Source organism: Streptomyces sp. NPDC102274, assembly GCF_044766385.1.
In the GTDB taxonomy this organism is placed as follows: Bacteria; Actinomycetota; Actinomycetes; order Streptomycetales; family Streptomycetaceae; genus Streptomyces.
In genome coordinates this window covers 82362-100763 of sequence record NZ_JBIWLW010000033.1, presented here as the reverse complement: position 1 = coordinate 100763, position 18402 = coordinate 82362, and the positions used below count along the sequence as shown (strand labels likewise).

13 protein-coding genes and 2 pseudogenes are annotated in these 18402 nt (G+C 67.4%); 5 read left to right on the top strand and 10 right to left on the bottom strand.

What is annotated here, in order from left to right; all coding sequences use genetic code 11:
- Positions 1-789 precede the first annotated feature (789 nt).
- The 4 genes and pseudogenes from ACIRQP_RS33190 (at position 790) to ACIRQP_RS33175 (ending at position 3643) form a co-directional block, all read left to right on the top strand.
- Complete coding sequence (locus ACIRQP_RS33190; RefSeq protein WP_403896820.1) at positions 790-1182, top strand: VOC family protein; 393 nt, start codon at positions 790-792, stop codon at positions 1180-1182.
- A gap of 43 nt (positions 1183-1225) precedes the next feature.
- Positions 1226-1447: pseudogene (locus ACIRQP_RS33185) on the top strand (alcohol dehydrogenase); the annotation flags it as partial.
- On the top strand, positions 1444-2319 hold the full coding sequence (locus ACIRQP_RS33180) for an alpha/beta fold hydrolase (protein WP_403896817.1): 876 nt from the start codon (positions 1444-1446) through the stop codon (positions 2317-2319). The pseudogene ACIRQP_RS33185 and the gene ACIRQP_RS33180, both read left to right, overlap by 4 nt.
- A 349-nt stretch (positions 2320-2668) precedes the next feature.
- Complete coding sequence (locus ACIRQP_RS33175) at positions 2669-3643, top strand: zinc-binding alcohol dehydrogenase family protein (protein WP_403896814.1); 975 nt, start codon at positions 2669-2671, stop codon at positions 3641-3643.
- A 123-nt stretch (positions 3644-3766) separates the two neighbouring features.
- Here the strand turns inward: ACIRQP_RS33175 and ACIRQP_RS33170 are convergent.
- The 6 genes and pseudogenes from ACIRQP_RS33170 to tkt form a co-directional block, all read right to left on the bottom strand.
- Positions 3767-4230 (bottom strand): annotated as a pseudogene (locus ACIRQP_RS33170) (MarR family transcriptional regulator); the annotation flags it as partial.
- 122 nt (positions 4231-4352) lie between these two features.
- A complete protein-coding gene (gene zwf, locus ACIRQP_RS33165; protein ID WP_403896812.1) occupies positions 4353-5789 on the bottom strand; it encodes a glucose-6-phosphate dehydrogenase in 1437 nt (478 codons plus the stop codon).
- Positions 5786-6823 (bottom strand): phosphogluconate dehydrogenase (NAD(+)-dependent, decarboxylating), encoded by a 1038-nt coding sequence (gene gnd, locus ACIRQP_RS33160; RefSeq protein ID WP_403896809.1) that lies wholly within the window; start codon positions 6821-6823, stop codon positions 5786-5788. Before gnd ends, zwf begins: the two co-directional genes overlap by 4 nt.
- Positions 6824-6847: 24 nt before the next feature.
- Positions 6848-8476: a glucose-6-phosphate isomerase gene (pgi, locus tag ACIRQP_RS33155; protein ID WP_403896807.1), complete on the bottom strand. Its 1629-nt coding sequence runs from the start codon at positions 8474-8476 to the stop codon at positions 6848-6850.
- A 28-nt stretch (positions 8477-8504) separates the two neighbouring features.
- Entirely contained in the window at positions 8505-9578 is a 1074-nt protein-coding gene (tal, locus tag ACIRQP_RS33150; protein ID WP_403896804.1) for a transaldolase, read from the bottom strand.
- Complete coding sequence (tkt, locus tag ACIRQP_RS33145) at positions 9575-11638, bottom strand: transketolase (protein ID WP_403896801.1); 2064 nt, start codon at positions 11636-11638, stop codon at positions 9575-9577. Before tkt ends, tal begins: the two co-directional genes overlap by 4 nt.
- A gap of 590 nt (positions 11639-12228) precedes the next feature.
- Between tkt and ACIRQP_RS33140 the strand changes: the two genes are divergently transcribed.
- Positions 12229-12792: a hypothetical protein gene (locus tag ACIRQP_RS33140; RefSeq protein WP_403896798.1), complete on the top strand. Its 564-nt coding sequence runs from the start codon at positions 12229-12231 to the stop codon at positions 12790-12792.
- Here ACIRQP_RS33140 and ACIRQP_RS33135 read toward each other — a convergent pair.
- The 4 genes from ACIRQP_RS33135 to ACIRQP_RS33120 all read right to left on the bottom strand — a co-directional run bounded on the left by ACIRQP_RS33135 (position 12770) and on the right by ACIRQP_RS33120 (position 18401).
- On the bottom strand, positions 12770-15259 hold the full coding sequence (locus ACIRQP_RS33135; RefSeq protein ID WP_403896830.1) for an ATP-binding protein: 2490 nt from the start codon (positions 15257-15259) through the stop codon (positions 12770-12772). The two genes, ACIRQP_RS33140 and ACIRQP_RS33135, sit on opposite strands and share 23 nt — an antisense overlap.
- A 327-nt stretch (positions 15260-15586) precedes the next feature.
- Positions 15587-15676 (bottom strand): K(+)-transporting ATPase subunit F, encoded by a 90-nt coding sequence (locus tag ACIRQP_RS33130; RefSeq protein ID WP_403896795.1) that lies wholly within the window; start codon positions 15674-15676, stop codon positions 15587-15589.
- Positions 15677-15870: 194 nt separating this feature from the next.
- Positions 15871-17526: a potassium-transporting ATPase subunit KdpA gene (gene kdpA, locus ACIRQP_RS33125; protein WP_403896793.1), complete on the bottom strand. Its 1656-nt coding sequence runs from the start codon at positions 17524-17526 to the stop codon at positions 15871-15873.
- A 2-nt stretch (positions 17527-17528) separates the two neighbouring features.
- Entirely contained in the window at positions 17529-18401 is an 873-nt protein-coding gene (locus tag ACIRQP_RS33120; RefSeq protein ID WP_403896791.1) for a potassium-transporting ATPase subunit C, read from the bottom strand.
- Between the last annotated feature and the right edge of the window lies 1 nt (position 18402).

The window sequence follows — 18402 nt, the reverse complement described above, 5'->3', positions numbered from 1 at the left end:
TACTCACCTCCGTCAACCTCACCCCACACCGAGGCAAAACCGTCCACACCGAACTACACCCCCACCCCACCGACCACAACCACAACCACAACCACAACGAGACAACACACCCCGAAAGCTGACCGGGTACAGCACGAGAATCCGCTGAACCTCCTCAGCCACCCGGGGAGCCGCCACCACGACATCCCGTCCCACCACCCAGAATCCCCACACCATCCGCACAGACGAGCGTCCGCCCGCGCACCCGGCCAGGCCCCCACCGCATCCGCCGGCCACGTCCACCGCAGCGCTGGTAGCCCGCAACAGCCAGAAGTGCATGTCCGTCAGCGGCGCGAACACCCACAACGGCCAAGCCGCCCAGCCGGACTGTGGAAACTCCACCAATCAGCACTTCCGGCCCGGCTGATCCCACACAACTGGGAGCCTTCGTCAGCAACACCAAGAATCATCGCGACAAGCTCGCCGACCCGCAGCGCGCCGCCCTGGTCGAACGGGGAGTGGAGGGGGCCTGACGCGGTGACAGGAAGCACGGCCTGTCGTTGACCCGGAGGTCAAACCACGTACGCAGCGAGCCCCCTGGGTTTCATAGCAGAACCTCAGGGGCTTGAGCTGTCAGCGTTGAGTGCCGGAAGGCCGCTGAGGGCTACAGTGTCACTTGCCGTTGAGGCTGTCACACAGATCAGCCTCCGGAGGCGGGCCGGCAAGGCGTCACCGCAAAACTCCGCACCGGCGTTCCCCGTCTCCGCAGGAACCCCTTGGAATCAATCATCTCTGGACAGGCGCGACCGCATGGTGCATGTACTGAGCAGCAGGACCCTGCTCCGGCCCACCGATCCCGAGCGCTCACGGGTCTTCTACGGCGAGAAGCTGGGCCTGTCGGTTTACCGGGAGTTCGGCACCGGACCCGAGCGCGGCACCGTCTATTTCCTCGGCGGCGGTTTCCTCGAGGTCTCAGGCCGCTCCGACACTCCGCCGTCCCCCGGCCTTCAACTGTGGCTGCAGGTCGGGGACGCACAGGCGGCGTACGAGCAGCTCGCACGGCAGGGCGTCGAGATGCTGGGCCCGCCCAGAAAGGAGCCCTGGGGACTGATCGAGATGTGGACCGCCGATCCTGACGGCATAAGGATCTGCATCGTCGAAGTGCCACAGGACCACCCGATGCGCTACCGGCCGGGCATCTGACCGCCGACACGGCGGGACGGGCATGTCCACGGACACGCGTCCCGCCGGGCCGGTGAGTATCAGTACACCCCAGCTGCACATGCGCGGCACGGTGGTCCGCGGCCATCCGTCGGGTACGGTGCGGGACGTGCACGACACAATGGCGTTCAGCGCCCTGCACGGGGTCCGCCCGATGATCGAGGCCGTACCACTGGACCAGGCACCCAGGGCATACCGCATGATGCTCTCCGGTGCCGCACACTTCGGGATGGTGCTCGCCCCGTGAATCGAAGCGCACCGGTCGACGGTTTCCGGCTCGCCTACGACCGCTCGGGCTCCGCCTCCGGAGAAGCCGTGGTCCTGCTGCACGGCTGGCCTGGTGACCGAACGGATTACCGCGACGTCGTGTCGCTGCTGGCGGGGAATCGCGATGTCATCGTCCCCGACCTCCGAGGATTCGGCGCGTCGGACAAGCGTGCCGACGCCCCTGCGGATCATTACGGCGTCGCAGGCCAGGTCCGCAGTGTGGTCGGGCTGATCCGGGAGCTGGAGCTGCAGAGCCCTGTGCTGGCCGGCTACGACATCGGCAGTCGCATCGCCCAGTCGGTTGCCGTCGACCACCCGGAGTTGGTGCGTGCGTTGGTCGTGACGCCACCGCTGCCCGGCGTCGGCGACCGCGTCCTGGATCCCCGGGCGCAGGAGGAGTTCTGGTACCAGTGGTTCCATCGGCTGGCATTGGCCGAGCAGCTGCTGGACGGCAGGCCCGAGGCGCTGCGCGATTACGTAGCGCATTTCTGGGCCCACTGGTCCGGTCCGTCGTTCGCCCTCGACAACGGCTCCCTGGATCACCTTGTCTCCGTATACGCCCCACCGGGGGCGTTCACGGCCTCCATCGGGTGGTACCGGGCCGGCTCGGGCACCGTCGCGCGATCGCTGAGCGAGACACCGCCTACCGGTGAGGACCGGATCGCGACACCGACGACCGTGTTGTGGCCCGAACACGACCCGCTCTTTCCAAGGACGTGGTCGGACCGGCTGGACGAGTTCTTCCACCACGTCACCCTCGACTTCGTCGACGGGGTCGGACACTTCGCGCCCAGGGAGTACCCGGCCCGCTTCGCGGCGGCGATCAACGAGGCAATCGAGGGGCCGGGTTGAGTTGACCACAGCGGCGGAATCCGGGTGTTGAAGTACAGACCCGGACCCCGTCGGCGCGCGGGCGGCCGTCGAGGTATTCGTCGTAGTCGGCGACCGCGTCGATCGAAATGCCTATTTTTTCATATCATGTTTCCATGGTGGCGTATATCGCTTCTGGGCACGAAGTCCACACCGCCGGTTAGCTCGTACACCGGCAGTCCTGCTGTCGGGGGACCGGAAATGGTGGCTTGCCCGCTCACACCGTGCACGTGGGGATCGGGACCGTCGGTAGCGAAGGCAGTTCCCATGGTGACGTCACCCGGAATCCCGCCCCGCGGACGGTGGAGACCCAACCCAAGGAAGGCCCGCCATGCGCGCTCTGCGTTTCGATCGATTCGGTGATCTCCAGGTCCTGAATCTCGCCGACGTGCCCGATCCCGTGGCACGGGACGGTCAGGCCGTCGTGGCTGTGAAAGCCGCCTCGGTCAATCTCTCGGACCTGATGAACGTCGCCGGGCAGATGGAGGGAACGACGCTTCCCCGCACCCCCGGCCGCGACTACTCCGGCGTCGTCCTCGACGGACCGCAGGACTGGATCGGTGCGGAGGTCTGGGGCACCGGAGGAGATGTCGGCTTCACACGTGACGGCTCGCATGCCGAGCTGCTCGCCATTCCGGCGGCGGCACTGGCCCGCAAGCCTGAGCGGCTGAGCTTCGAGGAGGCCGCGATCGTAGGAGTCAACTTCATTACCGCCTGGCTCGGCGTCGTCGAAGCCGCACAGCTGACCAAGGGCGAGACCATCGCCGTGTTCGGTGTTTCAGGTGGCGTGGGGGGCGCGGTCGCGCAGATCGCCCATGCCCTCGGCGCCCGGGTCATCGGTGTGGACCGGACCCAGCCCGCTGACGGCACCCCTGCCGCGTCGATCATCGAGGGGTTCGTCGCGGTCGAGGGCGACCCACAGGAGATCGGCTCCAAGATCAGGCAGTTGACAGGAGGTGCGGGGGCCGAGGTGGTGTATGACACCGTTGGTGGCGTCACGACGCAGGCGGCCCTGTCCTCACTCGCCCGCCGTGGCCGCCTTGTGGTGATCAGCGCCGTCGGCACGCGGACCGTGGAGATCGACCTCATTCACCTGTACCGCAACGAAACCCGGATTCTGGGATGCAACAGCCTCACCCTCGATGTCGTCGAGTCGTGCGCACGGCTCGCCGAGTTCACGCCGCACTTCGACTCCGGACAGTTCCGTCCCCTCCCCGTCGCCGACCGCTACAGCCTTGAAAACGGCAAGGACGCCTACCGGGCGGTAGAGAATCGGATCCGGGGCAAGATGGTCATCTGTCCCTGAGCGACTGCTGCTTGCCCGTGGATTTCCATGATGCCGCGGCCGACCCGTGGACCGGCGTCTCCCCCGTACGGCCGAGAACGTTCCGCGATGCGGGTGGTCACCGACCCGTCGGACACCGGCCTGAGCCAGGGTGCCACCGGTGTTCCGGATCATCTGCTGGAGCACTTTCACCGTGGTGACGAAGTCGGCGTCATCGATGCCCTGGTGGATGCGGGCCCGGATGGCCGGCGCGTGCTGCCGGAGACCGGCACGAGCCTCGTCCCCAGACTCAGTGATCCATAGCCTCCCCTGGGCATCACGGGCGAGCCAGCCCCGCTCCAGCAGGGCTTCCGCCTCGGTCTTCAGGTCGTCCTCGGGCCTGATGTAAGAGCTCATGGCCTGCTGGGGTTCGGGGATGGTCATGCCGTGACCGTCGGGTGAGATGTCGTTCTTCGACAGATTGCGCAGAAGCCAGAACTGGGGCTGTGTGAAGCCCCGTTCGGCCTGTCGGGCTCGGGTGAACGAGATGATGGCCGCGTAGGCCACTCCGGTCCAGTAGCGGCCGGCTGTGCGGCGAGTTCGGCGTCGGAGGTGTGCTGGGTCGTCATGCGTGGTGCCCCTCAGGAATGAACGCTGGTGTGAGCACCGTAGGATCTCAAGCAAGGTTGAGGTCAAGGTCGGGACGCCCTGTTCATGAGCCGCACCGCCGGCCACAACGTACGTCTTTCTTTCAGGCCTTGTAATCGTCCGGCAGGTACCAGCGGTGGGGGGCGATCAGTTCGGTGATGGCCGGTTCTGGGCCCCAGGAGCCGGGGTCGTATGGCTGCGGTGGCGGAGGAGACTCCAGGAGGGGGACGGAAACCTCCCAGACGCGTTCGATGCCGTCGGACCGTGTGAACAGAGACTGGTCTCCCAGCATGGCGTCCAGGATCAATCGTTCGTAGCCCTCAAGTCCGTGTGCCTGATTGAAGGCGTTCTCGTAGTGGAAGGCCATTCTCGCCGGTCCGAGGAGCATGGCGGGGCCGGGCTCCTTCGCGAGGAAGTCGGCGGCGATCCATCCGGGGTCTCCGAAGTCGATCACGATCTTGTTGCCGTGGTCCCTTACCCGCTTGGGAATGTCGGTCCGGAACATCCTCAAGGGCGGCTCACGGAGGCCCAGGGTGATCACTTCGCGGCGCTGTGCGAGGTTCTTGCCGGAACGGAGATAGAAGGGCACTCCGGCCCACCGTCCGTTGTCCACCTCCAGGCGCAGTGCGGCGAACGTTTCGGTGTGCGAATCCGGTGCTACACCGGGTTCGTCGTGGTATCCGACGTACTGGCCGCGTACGACGTGAGCGGGTTCGATGGGGCGTAGCGCCTCGAAGACCTTGGATTTCTCATCCCGCAACGGTTGGGCGTCGAGTGTGGAGGGCGGTTCCATGGCCACGATCCCGAGCACCTGGATCAGGTGTGTCACGATCATGTCCCGGAAGGCTCCGGTGCCCTCGTAGAACCTCGCCCGGCCCTCGATCCCGAGTGTCTCGGGCACGTCTATCTGCACATGGCTGATGTGTTCGCGGTTCCAGATGGGCTCGAACAGCCCGTTGCCGAAGCGGAGGGCGAGGATGTTCTCCACCGACTCCTTGCCGAGGAAGTGGTCGATGCGGAACACCCGGGACTCGTCGAAGACCGTATGGATGGTTTCGTTGAGCTCACGGGCCGAGGCGAGATCGGTGCCGAAGGGCTTTTCGACGATCACTTTGGCATTCTCTGCGAGACCCGTGTCGCCGAGCATCGCGATGGTGGCCTCGAACGCAGCGGGGGGAATGGCCAGGTGGAACAGCCTGCGTGGCTGCCCGCCGAGGGACTCCTCGGCCGCGCGCACCGCCGCGAGCAGCGGCTGGGGGTTGTCCGGATCGGCGGCGCCGAAGGACAGCGAGGCCTCGAAGGACTCCCATGCCTGCCCGGACGGCTCGGACAGTCCGAAGGTGGCGACCGCGTCTCTCGCGTGTTTACGGAACGCGTCGTCGCTGAGCGCGGACCGAGGCGTCGATGAGCCTACGATGCGGTAGCCGTCCGGGAGGAGGCCCGTCCTCGCGAGGTGGAACAGTCCGGGCAGCAGTTTGCGCTTGGCGAGGTCGCCGGTGGCGCCGAAGAGTACGATCACGTGGTCGTCGGGGCGTGTCACGGTCGGCTCCTCTTCTCGGCGTGGCCGCCGAACTCGCCGCGCATGGCGGACAGGGCCCTGTCGGCGAACTCGCCAAGGCCCCGGGATTCGAATCGCTCGGTGAGTGCGGTGGTGATCACTGCGGCGGGTACGCCTTCGTCGACGGCGGCGAGTACCGTCCACCGGCCCTCGCCGGAGTCGGAGACGCGTCCGGTGAACTCCTCCAGGCGCGGTGATCGGGCGAGGGCATCCGCCGTCAGGTCGATGAGCCAGGACCCCACGACCGAGCCGCGGCGCCATACTTCGGCGACTTCGCCGACATCGATCTCGTACTGGTAGGCCTCCGGCTCGCGCAGCGGAGCGGTCTCGGCGTCGGCGCTGACGTCGCGGCACCCCGCGTCGGCGTTCTTGATGATGCTGAGTCCTTCGGCGATCGAGGCCATCATCCCGTACTCGATCCCGTTGTGGACCATCTTCACAAAGTGCCCGGCGCCGCTCGGGCCGCAGTGCAGATAGCCGTTGGGTGCGGTTCCGGTGGTCCGTGTTCGGCTCGGTGTCGAGGCCGCGGAGCCGATACCGGGGGCGATGGTCCGGAAGATCGGGTCGAGCCGGGCGACGGGCTCCGGCTCGCCGCCGATCATGAGGCAGTAGCCACGTTCCAACCCCCAGATACCGCCTGAGGTACCGCAGTCCAGGTAGTGGATCCGGCGGGGAGCAAGCTGCTTGGCACGGGTGATGTCGTCCCGGTAGTACGAATTGCCACCGTCGACGACCGCGTCGTCCGGATCGAGGAGTTCGACGAGCTGATCGAGGGTCGGCTGCACAATGGCGGCGGGCAGCATGAGCCAGGCGGCTCGGGGCCGCTCCAGTTTCGCCACGAATTCCTCGAGTGAGGCAGCGCCGACCGCGCCCTCGCCTTCCAGTTCTTTCACCGCGGTCTCGTTGAGGTCGTAGACCACACAGTGGTGGCCGTCGCGCATGAGCCTGCGGACGAGGTTGGCTCCCATCCGGCCGAGCCCGATCATGCCGAGCTGCATGGGGGTATCGGTTGCCATGGCTGTTCTCCTGTGGGAAGGGCCCTATCGTTTCAGGGCGCGGTAACGACGGATGAGGGCGTTGGTCGACGAGTCGCGGGCGAACTCCGGTTCGGCCTCGGACGTGAGGTCAGGGATGATCTGGACCGCGAGCACCTTGCCGAGTTCCACGCCCCACTGGTCGAAGGAGTCGATGTCCCAGATCACACCTTGGGAGAACACACTGTGCTCGTACAGCGACACGAGGGCGCCGAGCAGGCGAGGTGTGAGGATCTCGCCGAGGAGCACGTTGGTGGGGCGGTTGCCGTCCATCACCCGGTGCGGCACGACATCGGCCGGGGTGCCCTCGGCCCGGACTTCCTCCTCGGTCCTGCCGAAGGCCAGCGCCTGGGCCTGCGCGAAGACATTCGACGAAAGGATGTCGTGGTGGTCGCCCAGTGGGTTCAGGCCCTTGCCGAAGCCGATCAGGTCGACCGGTATCAGCCTGGTCCCCTGGTGGAGGAGTTGGTAGAAACTGTGCTGGCCGTTGGTGCCCGGCTCACCCCAGTAGACCGGTCCGGTGTCGTAGTCGACGACCTGGCCTTCCAGGGTCACATGTTTGCCGTTCGACTCCATGGTGAGCTGTTGGAGGTAGGCGGGGAACCGCTTCAAATACTCTTCGTAGGGCATGACTCCGACGGTCTGGGTCCCGAAGAACTCCACGTACCAGACGATGAGAAGACCCATGAGCACGGGGAGGTTCTCCTCCAGCGGGGCTGTGCGGAAGTGCTCGTCCATGGCGTGGAAGCCGGCCAGCATGTCGTGGAACTGCTCGGGTCCGATCGCGACCATCGTGGAAAGGCCGATGGCGGAGTCCATCGAGTAGCGACCGCCCACCCAGTCCCAGAACTCGAACATGTTCGCTGTGTCGATGCCGAATGCGGCTACCCGCTGTGCGTTCGTCGAGACCGCGACGAAGTGCCGTGCGACCGCGTCCTCGCTGCCGAGGGCGTTGACCACCCAGTCGCGCGCCGTATGGGCGTTGGTGAGGGTTTCGAGCGTGCCGAAGGTCTTGGACGAGACGATGAAGAGGGTCTCCTCCGGGGAGAGGGCTCGGGTCGCTTCCACGAAGTCGGTCGCGTCCACGTTGGACACAAAACGGAACGTCAGGTCGCGCTGGGAGTAGTGGCGCAGTGCCTCGTACGCCATGACCGGCCCGAGGTCGGAGCCGCCGATGCCGATATTGACAATATTGCGGATCGGCTTTCCGGTGTGCCCTTTCCATTCGCCTGACCGGATACGCCGGGCGAAGGCGGCCATACGTTCCAGGACGGAATGGACCTGAGGGACGACATCGACGCCGTCGACGACGAGCGAGCTTCCGCTCGGCATGCGCAGTGCCACGTGGAGGGCCGGACGATGTTCGGAGACATTGATGTGCTCGCCGCGGAACATCATGTCCCTGCGCTGTTCCAGTCCGCACTCCCGGGCGAGATCACAGAGCAGTCGCACCGTCTCGTCGGTCACCCGGTTCTTGGAGTAGTCGAGGTACAGGCCCGCCGCTTCCGCGTGCAGGTGCTCACCGCGACCGGGATCCTGGGCGAACAGCTCACGCAGATGAATGGTTCCAATGTCGGAATGATGCTGTTCGAGCGCTTTCCATGACGGCTGTTGCCGGAGGGGGTTGATCGACATCTGTCGGCCCTCGCGTCCGTTGAGGTGGTCAAACAAGGACCTCTCGTTGCGCGGAGATACGCGCGAGGAGGTCGTTCCAGGAGGCTACGAAGGATGTCGCACCATCGCTTTGCAGTTTCGCGGCGAGGGCCTTGACGTCCACGCCCGCGTCGGCGAACCGTGCCAGTACCGCGTCGCAGCCGTCACCGTCGGCCGGCATCGGCTCGCCCACTTCGCCATGGTCGTAAAAGGCCTTGAGCGTCTCGTCGGGCATGGTGTTGACCGTGAACGGTGCGGCGAGCCCGTGAACATAGAGCGTGTCCGACGCGGCGGGGTCCTTGGTGCGGGTGCTCGCCCACAGCAACCGCTGCATACGAGCGCCCTCGTTCTCCAGGCGTTGCACCCGGTCCGAGTCCAGCAACGTGCGATAGGCCCGGTAGATGTCCTCGCCGACGGCGAGACCGAGCCGGTCGCGCAACTCCTCCGGTGCCTTATCGCTGACAGCCGCGTCCCAGCGGGACATGAACACCGACGCCACGGACCCCACATCAGGATCGAGCCCTTTCTCCACTCTCCGCTCGACCCCCGTCAGATACGCGTCGGCGGCGGCCCGGTAGTGGTCGGCCGAAAACAACAAGGTGACATTCACCGGAACGCCCGAGGCAATGCTCTCGGTGATCGCCGGGAGACCTTCGGCGGTGCCCGGGATCTTGATGAACAGGTTGCTCCTGCCCGCTCGTGCGTGAAGTGCCCTCGCCGCTTCGATGGTCCGCGCCGTGTCATACGCCAGAAGAGGTGACACCTCCAGGGAGACCCAGCCGTCGACACCGTCGGTTCTCTCGTGGATGGACAGAAACAGATCGGCGGCACGCTGAAGGTCCTCGATGGCCAGCGCGAAGAAGAGCTCCTCATCCGGCCGTCCCGCCACGGACTTGGCGCGGATGGCGTCGTCGTACCAGCCGGAGGAGATGGCCTTGTCGAAGATCGAGGGGTTCGATGTCAGGCCGGTTACCGCGTAGTTGTCGATGTAGTGCTGGAGCTCACCGGAGTCGAGCAGGTCGCGGGTGATGTTGTCCAGCCACAGGCTTTGCCCGAGCTCGTGCAGCATCCGGGTCGCTTTCACGTTGTTGTCTCCTTACCGTGTGCCACCAGTTCGCGTGCCACTTGCGAGACCCGTTCAGGGGTGAAGCCGAACCTCTTGAGCAGCTGTTTGAGGGGCGCGGAGGCGCCGAAGGTGTGCATGCCGACAACGGCTCCACGGTCGCCGACGTACCGGTCCCAGCCGAGTGTCGAGGCTTCTTCGACCGCCACCCTGGCCGGCACCGCGGGTGGCAGCACCTCGTCCCGGTAATCCTGCGGTTGTCGGTCGAACAGTTCCCAGCACGGCATGCTCACCACCCGGCACGCGATGCCCTCGGCGGTGAGTTCTTCGTACGCGTCCATGGCGAGTGATACTTCGGAGCCGGTGGCGAGGAGAATCACCTCCGGCTCGCCCGAGGGTGCGTCCGCCAGCACGTAGGCTCCCCGCGCGACCCCGCCCGCCCCACCGAGCCGGCTGCGGTCGAAGGTAGGAAGGGCCTGACGGGAGAGGATCAGAGCCGCGGGCTCGTGGCGGAGGGCGGCGACCACCCGCCACATCTCCACCACCTCGTTGGCGTCGGCGGGACGGAAGACGAGCAGCCCGGGTATCGCACGCAGGCCGGCAAGCTGCTCGACAGGCTGGTGGGTGGGTCCGTCCTCGCCGACCCCGATGGAGTCGTGGGTGAAGATGTGTACGGTCGGGATCTCCATCAGCGCGGAGAGACGAATGGCGGCCTTGGCGTAGTCGGAGAAGATCAGGAAGCCCGACCAGTACGGCCGCAGCTTCGTCAGTGCCATGCCGTTCGCGACCGCTGCCGACGCGTGCTCCCGGACGCCGAAATGGAGGTTGCGCCCGGACCGGTCGTCGGGCTGAAAGTCGCCGGCGCCGTCGAAAGCGAGTCGGGTCTTGGTCGACGGTGTCAGGTCCGCGGATCCGCCGAGGAGCCAGGGCACCGCCTGGGCGACGGCGTCCAGCACCTGCCCCGACGAGTCGCGGCTCGCCAGCCCCTTCGGGTCGGCCGGGAAGGTGGGAAGCGCGTTCTCCCAGCCCTCCGGCAGCTCCCGGCGCTGGATTCGCTCCAGTTCGTCGGCGAGGCCGGGGTGGGAGCCGCGGTAGTCCTCGAACATCTTCTCCCAGTCGGTGCGCACCTCGGCGCCACGTGCCCCGATCCCCCGGGCGAACCAGTCGTAGAGGCCGTCGGGGACGTGGAACTCGGCGTCCGGCGGTATGCCGAGGAAGCGCTTGGTCGCTTCGACCCCTTCGGGCCCGAGCGGCGTCCCGTGCGCTTTCGGTGAATCCTCGACCGGGGAGCCGTAGCCGATGTGGCTGTGTACCAGAACCAGAGTGGGTCGGGTGGTCTCGGCTCGGAAGGTGTGAAGGGCGCGGCTGACCTGGTCGAGGTCGTTGGCGTCGGCGACGGTGGTCACGTTCCAGCCGTAGGCGAGGAAGCGGGCGGCGACATCCTCGGTGAAGGTGATGTCGGTGTGGCCCTCGATGGTGACCTGGTTGGAGTCGTAGATCCAGCACAGGTTGGACAGCTTCAGATGCCCGGCCAGTGAGGCGGCCTCGGAGGAGATGCCCTCCATCATGCAGCCGTCGCCCGCGAGCGCGTAGACGTCGAAATCGAAGAGTGTGAAGGCGTCACGGTTGAACCGGTCCGCCAACCACTGGCCCGCGATGGCCATGCCGACGGAGTCGGCGACCCCTTGTCCGAGCGGGCCGGTGGTTGCCTCCACGCCGCTCGTCCACCGGTACTCGGGGTGGCCGGGGCAGTGCGAGTCGAGTTGCCGGAACGCCTTCAGGTCGTCGAGTGTGACCGCCGGGCGGCCCAGCACCTCGTAGTCGGGATCGACCGCGCGGACGCCGGTCAGGTGCAGCAGCGACCAGAGCAGGGTGGAGGCGTGGCCCTCGGAGAGCACGAAACGGTCGCGGTTCGGCCAGATCGGGTCGTCGGGGTCGAAGCGCAGGAACTTCTGCCACAGTGTGTAGGCGACCGGTGCGATGCCCATGGGGGTCCCAGGGTGCCCGGAGCGGGCCTTTTGGACCGCGTCCATACACAGTCCACGAATCGTGTTCACTGACAGCGTGTCGAGGTCGATCATCGCTTCGCCACATCCGTGCTCTCGGTGGATATCTCCATGAGTGCACTACATCGGCGAGCCCAGCCGAGAGGCCGGAGCGGAACCCGGTCACGCGATGAGGCAAGTCACAGCTTCGGGAGGACCGCCATTGCAGGCATCGCTTCCTTTTGCCTGGCCGGGTACGCGCATCTGACGTACCCGCACTTGCAAGCCTAGGCTGGCCGGGACCTGCCCTCAACTTCTGGCGGATATCGTGCGTTCCGCGCCTGCCGATCGGTCTACGACAAGGCACGTGACCTGCGCGCTCCAGTGAGCAACTCCTGCGTACCGCAGAGGCCGTGGCCGAAGGGGAAGCCGGGAGACATGGCGGAGAGTAGCCGGATGTTCGACGCAGAGTTCTTCCACGTGGGCCCTCGCTGGTGAGTGGCCGCGGGCGAACATTCCACTCCTGCCGGCTCAGGAGCCGTGGCGGACCATCGCCAGGGACGCGACGCGGCACGAACAGGCATGTGTCAAGGGCACATATGCATCCCATCAGGAACGACGGGCCCCACGTCAGTGGCCCGTCAACGCACGTTCCCTTGCCCGCCCCCGTCCTTAGCATTCCCGGCATGCGACGACGCGTCATCCGCTCCCTGCGTGAGCTCCATGTCATTGACAGCACGGCGGGCGGGAAGTCCGCCGCGTACGACACCGGCTGGGCGGGGGACGCGTGGTCGGCTGTCGGCTGCGCCCTGTTGCTTCTCGTGCTGCTGCTGGTGACCGACTTCGGTGTCGGCACCCTCAGTGGATCGCGTGGTGCCATGTGGGTGGTACTGGCCGTCCTGCTCTTCCTGGTGCTCTGGCCGCCAAGGTTGACCGCGGGGCCGGGCTGGCTGGCCTCGCGCGGGCTGCTGCGCGAGCGACGGGTGCGTACGGTCCGCCTCACCTCGGCAAGCTGGTCCGACGGCGTCGCACAGCGGCTCGTCCTCCGGGACGGCGACGGCGGACAGATCGAGATCGATCCGCGCGTCCTGATCGCCAACCCCGCGCTGTGGCGACTCCTGGACGCGGATGCCCGTACCTCGATGGCGGCTGGAAACCTCTCGCGCGGCGCGACAGCGCTGCGGAAACTCTCGGAGCGTATCGACCGAGAGACGGCCCGTACGGTGTTCAAGATCTCCGACGTCGAGTAGTCCCCGCCTCCGGCGGAAACGGCGAGTCGGCCGTGGGCAGGCGCAGGAGCATGGTCAGACCTCCGCCGGGGGTGTCCTCGGGCGTGAGGGTGCCCCCCATCGCCTCGGTGAGCCCACGGGCGAGGGCGAGACCGAGCCCGACCCCCGAGGTGTTGTCGGTGTCCCCCAGGCGCTGGAAGGGTACGAAGGCCAGCTCATGGTCCTCGGCGGGCAGCCCGGGACCACGGTCCACGACACGGAACTCGACGTAGCCGGCGAGCGTGCCGGCCGTCAGTACCACCCCCTGTCCCTCCGGGGTGTAACGGGCTGCATTACTCAGCAGATTGGCCACGACCCGTTCCAGCAGGGGTGGGTCGGCCAGCACGGCGGGCGCGCCTTCGAGGCTCCGGAAGTCGACAGTGGGCGCGTCGGCGGGCAGCGATTCCAGCGCCGCCGGCAGTACTTCTTCCCACGAGGTGGCCCGTAGGTTGAGAGTCAGTGCCCCGGCCTGGAGCCGGCTCATGTCGAGCAGGTTGTCGATGAGCCGGCCGAGCCGGGCCATGGATTCCTCGGCGGTGGCGAGGAGTTCGTGCCGGTCCTGGTCGCTGAAGTCCACATCCTGGCTGCGCAGTGAGCTGATGGCGGCCCATCCGGCGGCGAGCGGGGTACGCAGATCGTGGCTGACGGCTGCCAGCAGCGCTGTACGCATCCGGTCGGCCGCCTTGACCGGTTCGATCTCGGCCGCGGCCTCGGCCAGCCGGGTCCGTTCCAGCGCGACCGCGACATGCGCGGCGAACGCGGAGAGCACCCGGCGGTCGGAGGCGGGCAGCGTACGGCCACGCAGGACGAGGTGGGCGTCCTGCCCCACCGGCATCCGCACGACGGACGCCCCCGTCGCACCGCCCCCGCCGCGGTCGACCGCTACGGCCGACTCGCCCCACGCCTGTTCGTCCGTCTCCGGTGCCTCCACCAGATGGGCCGAGTCCATGCCGAAGGTCTCTCTCATACGTTCCAGCAGCGCCGGGACGGCCTGGTCGCCGCGCACGATGGAACCGGCGAGCGAGGACAGCGTCTCCGCCTCGGCCGTCGCCCGCGCCGCACGACGGGACAGCCGCAGCGAGCGGTCCACGACAGCAGCCACCGTGCCCGCCACTACGGCGAACACCATGGTGGCCAGTACGCTGTCGAGACTGGTCGTGAAGGCACCGACCGGGGGCATGAACCAGTAGTTGAGCAGCAGCGACGCGGTCGCCGACGCGACTACGGCGGACACGACCCCGCCGACGCAGGCGACGCCGACCACCGTGAGCAGGAAGAGCAGCGCCTCACTCGTGACGTTCAGGGTGCCCCGGGCGTGGTCCAGCAGAAAGGTGAGGGCCACGGGGAGAACGAGGCCGGAGACGGGGCCCGCGACAAGCCGTGAGGTGGACAGGGTACGGCGCCGGGACGGCAGGAGGCTTCCCCGCCCGGCCCGCTCGTGCGTGACCATGTGGGCGTCGATGTTCCCGGACCGTGCCACCACCGTCTCTCCGATACCGCGACCGGTGAGGAAGCGCTCCAGACGCCCCCGGCTGCTGGTACCGAGCACCAGTTGGGTGGCGTTCTCGGCACGGGCGAACTCCAGCAGCGCGGTGGGCACGTCGTGGCCGACCACGGAGTGGTAGCTGCCACCGAGGCTCTCGACCAGTGCGCGCTGCCCGGCGAGAGCCGCCGGTGAGGAGCCGCCCGCCAGACCGTCGCTGCGCGCGACGTGTACGGCGAGAAGGTCGCAGCCGGCTGACCGGTCGGCGATACGAGCCGCCCGGCGGATGATCGTCTCGCCCTCGGGACCACCGCCGAGCGCGACCACCACCCGTTCCCGGGTCTCCCAGACACCGCCGATGCCATGCTCCGAACGGTATGTCCGCAGCGCCTCGTCGACATGGCCCGCCACCCACAGCAGAGCCAGTTCACGCAGGGCCGTCAGATTCTCTATCCGGAAGTAGCTCGCCATCGCCGCGTCCACGCTCTCCGGGGCGTAGATATCACCATGGGCCATACGGCGGCGCAGGGCCCCGACAGGCATGTCCACCAGCTCGATCTGCCAGGCACGGCGCACCACACCATCGGGGACGGTCTCCCGCTGCGGCACCTTGGTGATCTCCTCGACGACATCGTTGAGGGACTCCAGGTGCTGGATGTTGAGTGTGGTGACGACATCGATCCCGGCGGCGAGGAGTTCTTCGACGTCCTGCCAGCGCTTGGCGTTGCGGCCGCCGGGGAGGTTGGTGTGGGCGAGGTCGTCGACCAGCGCCACCCCGGGCCGCCGCACCAGCACCGCGTCGAGGTCCATCTCGCCGGCCGTGCCGTCCCCCCGGGTACGGGGAACGCGGGACAGGATCTCAAGACCGTCGAGCTTCTCCTCGGTGTGCGGGCGCCCGTGGCACTCGGCGAATGCCACGACGACATCCGTGCCGCGCTCCGCCCGGCGACTGCCCTCCTCCAGCATCCGGTATGTCTTGCCCACACCGGGCGCGGCACCGAGAAAGACCTTCAGCCTCCCAGGTCCTCCGTGCCCTCCCGGCCTGGCATCCGGTTTCACCACAGCACCTGCTCCCTCATACCGACCTGCGCTCGACCGGCAGGTCTTCCCGCGCGGCCGGGGCGCGCCGTGTGCTGTAGATCATCATCCGGGGTGGTTTACGAGATCGTGCGAGAGTTCACCGACCTTGACGCGGTTCTGACTCGGGGACCCGGCAGCCGGGTGAGCCCACTGCTGAAGAGGGCCGACGACGGCTGTCCGCGGCCTTCCGGTTGAAACCGCCGTCATCCGGCATCAGAACCGGTTGGGGTACATCACCGCGAGCACCAGATAGCCGACGATACTGACGGCCACGAATATTCCGACGACATTCTCGATGCTCACGGGCACTGAGCTCCTCTGATCGCAGGGAGGATACGGGAGATCCGGGCGGCCACGCGTTCCGGTGAGACCACGCTCCCGCACCGGACTCGCGTGATCGCCCGGAAGGCACATGCCTTGACACGTCCCTGGCGTCGCCCGGGTATTCACTGTCACCGCCTTGACAGATCGCGGGCAAAGGGCCGTCCCGTACCGGCTCAGTTCGCGAACAGTCCCTCCGCGAGTGCGCTGAGGGACAGCGCGGGAAGGAAATTGAGGAGCGCCAGGATGACGGCCGCTCCGGTGGCCAGGACGACGAAGTTGGCACCCTGCGGACGCAGCGTGCCGACCGTCACGACGCCCGGCCGCTGTCCGGCCAGTCGGCCCGCCAGCGCCAGGACACACGCCATCGGCAGGTAGCGGCCGAGCAGCATCGCCACGACCATCAGCAGATTGTGGAAGTCGGTGGCGCCGTTGAAGCCGGCCATCGCGCTGCCGTTGCTGTTGGTATTGCTGGTGTAGGCGTAGATCAGCTCGGTCAGGCCGTGCGCTCCCGGGTTGCCCATCGACGTCCGGCCGTGCCCCAGGGAGAGTGCGAGACCCGTGCACGCCAGGATCACGGTGGGCGGGACGAGGGCGTACATCACGACGTACCGCATCTCGGCGAACCCGAGCCGCTTGCGCAGATATTCGGGGGTGCGGCCGACCATGAGCCCGCCGATGAAGACGGCGACAAGGACGACCATGATCAGACCGTAGAGCCCGCTGCCGGTGCCGCCAGGGGCGATCTCGCCGAGCATCATCGCGGCGAGGAGTACACCGCCGCCGAGGCTGGAGAAGCTGTCGTACGAGGCGTTGGAGGCGCCGTCCGCCGAGCCCGTGGCCGCGACGCCGAAGAGGGTGGAGCCGGGGATTCCGAACCGGGTCTCGGTGCCTTCGTACTGTCCGCCGACCGCCTCGGTCACCACTCCGGTGTGGGCGCTCTGCGCAAGGGTGCCGGCTGTGAGCAGCAGGCCGAAGAGGATGGCGACGACCGAGAGCAGGGTCCAGCTCTGCTTCGGACTGCCGATCATCCTGCCGTACATACGGATGCAGGCCGTCGGGATCAGCAGCATCAACACGATCTCCACCACGTTGGTCCATGCCGACGGGTTCTCGAAGGGGTGCGCGCTGTTGGCGTTGAAGACACCGCCGCCGTCCCCGGAGAAGAGTTTCAGCGCCTCCCAGGAAGCAGCGGGCCCGCCGGGCACCGTCTGCTGCCCGCCCGCGACCGTTTCGACGGTTTCCGGGGCGCCGAGACTCTGGACGACGCCTCCCGCCATCAGGACCAGTCCGCCGACGACGGCGATCGGGACCAGGATCCGGAAGACGGTGCGCAGGAGATCGACCCAGAAGTTGCCGAGGTCGGAGGTCGAGTGCCGGACAAGACCCCGCACCAGCGCGAGAGCCGCGCAGATGCCGACAGCGGCCGAGGCGAAGGCCTGGACGCCCAGGCCGGCCATGACGGCGAGATGGCCGGTCGTCGATTCACCCGCGTAGTTCTGCCAGCTCGTGTTGGTGGTGAAGGAGACGGCGGTGTGCAGTGCGAGGCGCCACGGCATGCCCTCGTGCCCGGTCGACCAGGGAAGTTTGCCCTGGAGGGTGAAGAGGGCGAAGAGCGCCGCGATGCTCATCACCGAGAAGGCGATCAGGGCGACGAGGTAGTGCCGCCATGTCTGCTCCTTGTCCGGGTTGACTCCGCAGACGCGGTACAGAGCCTTCTCCGCCCGGCTGTGTCTGCCCCCGTCGAGGACGCGGGCCATGTAGTCGCCCAGCGGGATGTGCAGTCCCACGACGACGGCGAGGACGATCGATGCCTGGATCCAGGGCGCCATGGTCAGGCCCCTCGCTTCGGGTAGGTACGGTCGAGCGCGATGTTCAGCTCGACGACATTGACGGCCGGTTCACCGAGTACGCCGAGCGCACGGGCGGTGGTGTACTTCTTGATCAGCTCTCGTACGGAGGTCTCATCGGCGCCGCGCTCTCGCGCGACGCGTGGAATCTGCAATTCGGCGTAGGCCGGACTGATGTGCGGATCGAGACCGCTGGCGCTCGCCGTGACCGCATCGGCGGGGACGACCGGTTCTTCCGGCGCGTCGCCCCGTACGGGAACCGTCACGGCACGGCTGTAGTCCGTGCCGGGCTTGGCGCACTCGACGGCGATCCCCTCGTAGGAGGGGCGGAACGGCTCGGCCGGACAAGGCTGGTTGAGGCTGACGACCCGGGTGACACGACCGGTCGTACCGCCGTTGTGGAAGACACCGAGAACCGCGCCGACACCATCGCGCGTGCAGTACGGACGTGAGCCGTCGACACCTTCGAGGTGGCCGACCGCCCGGCTGCGTCCGCACACCAGAGTGAGCAGACTCGGCTTGTCCTGGGCGTCCACGACACTCTCCGGTCCCTGGTTGCCGGCCGCGGACGCCGAAGCGTCGTATCCCGTCCCGGCGTTGGAGGGCCGGGACTGGAAGTACCGCTTGATCGGATTTCCCTTCTCGTCGGCGAAGGACTGGCCGATCAGCGAGCTGCCGGCCGCCTTGCCGTCGGGGCCCTCGATCCGCGAGCCCTGCGCGCTGTCGCGCAGTCCGGGCAGTTGGGCGACGGCCGTCATGGCCAGCGGATAGAACAGGCCCGTCAGCAGTGTGAGGACGAGGACGACGCGTACGGCCGCGATGTGCTGGGCGAGCCAGTGCGGGAGTCGTTGGTTCATG

What these genes read in the sequence shown, in the direction of transcription:
- ACIRQP_RS33190 (WP_403896820.1), top strand. Translation starts at nt 790, where the DNA reads ATGGTGCATGTACTGAGCAGCAGGACCCTGCTCCGGCCCACCGATCCC.
- ACIRQP_RS33175 (WP_403896814.1), top strand. Translation starts at nt 2,669, where the DNA reads ATGCGCGCTCTGCGTTTCGATCGATTCGGTGATCTCCAGGTCCTGAAT.
- gnd (WP_403896809.1), bottom strand. Translation starts at nt 6,823, where the DNA reads ATGGCAACCGATACCCCCATGCAGCTCGGCATGATCGGGCTCGGCCGG.
- pgi (WP_403896807.1), bottom strand. Translation starts at nt 8,476, where the DNA reads ATGTCGATCAACCCCCTCCGGCAACAGCCGTCATGGAAAGCGCTCGAA.
- tkt (WP_403896801.1), bottom strand. Translation starts at nt 11,638, where the DNA reads ATGATCGACCTCGACACGCTGTCAGTGAACACGATTCGTGGACTGTGT.
- ACIRQP_RS33140 (WP_403896798.1), top strand. Translation starts at nt 12,229, where the DNA reads ATGCGACGACGCGTCATCCGCTCCCTGCGTGAGCTCCATGTCATTGAC.
- ACIRQP_RS33135 (WP_403896830.1), bottom strand. Translation starts at nt 15,259, where the DNA reads ATGCTGGAGGAGGGCAGTCGCCGGGCGGAGCGCGGCACGGATGTCGTC.
- kdpA (WP_403896793.1), bottom strand. Translation starts at nt 17,526, where the DNA reads ATGGCGCCCTGGATCCAGGCATCGATCGTCCTCGCCGTCGTCGTGGGA.
- ACIRQP_RS33120 (WP_403896791.1), bottom strand. Translation starts at nt 18,401, where the DNA reads ATGAACCAACGACTCCCGCACTGGCTCGCCCAGCACATCGCGGCCGTA.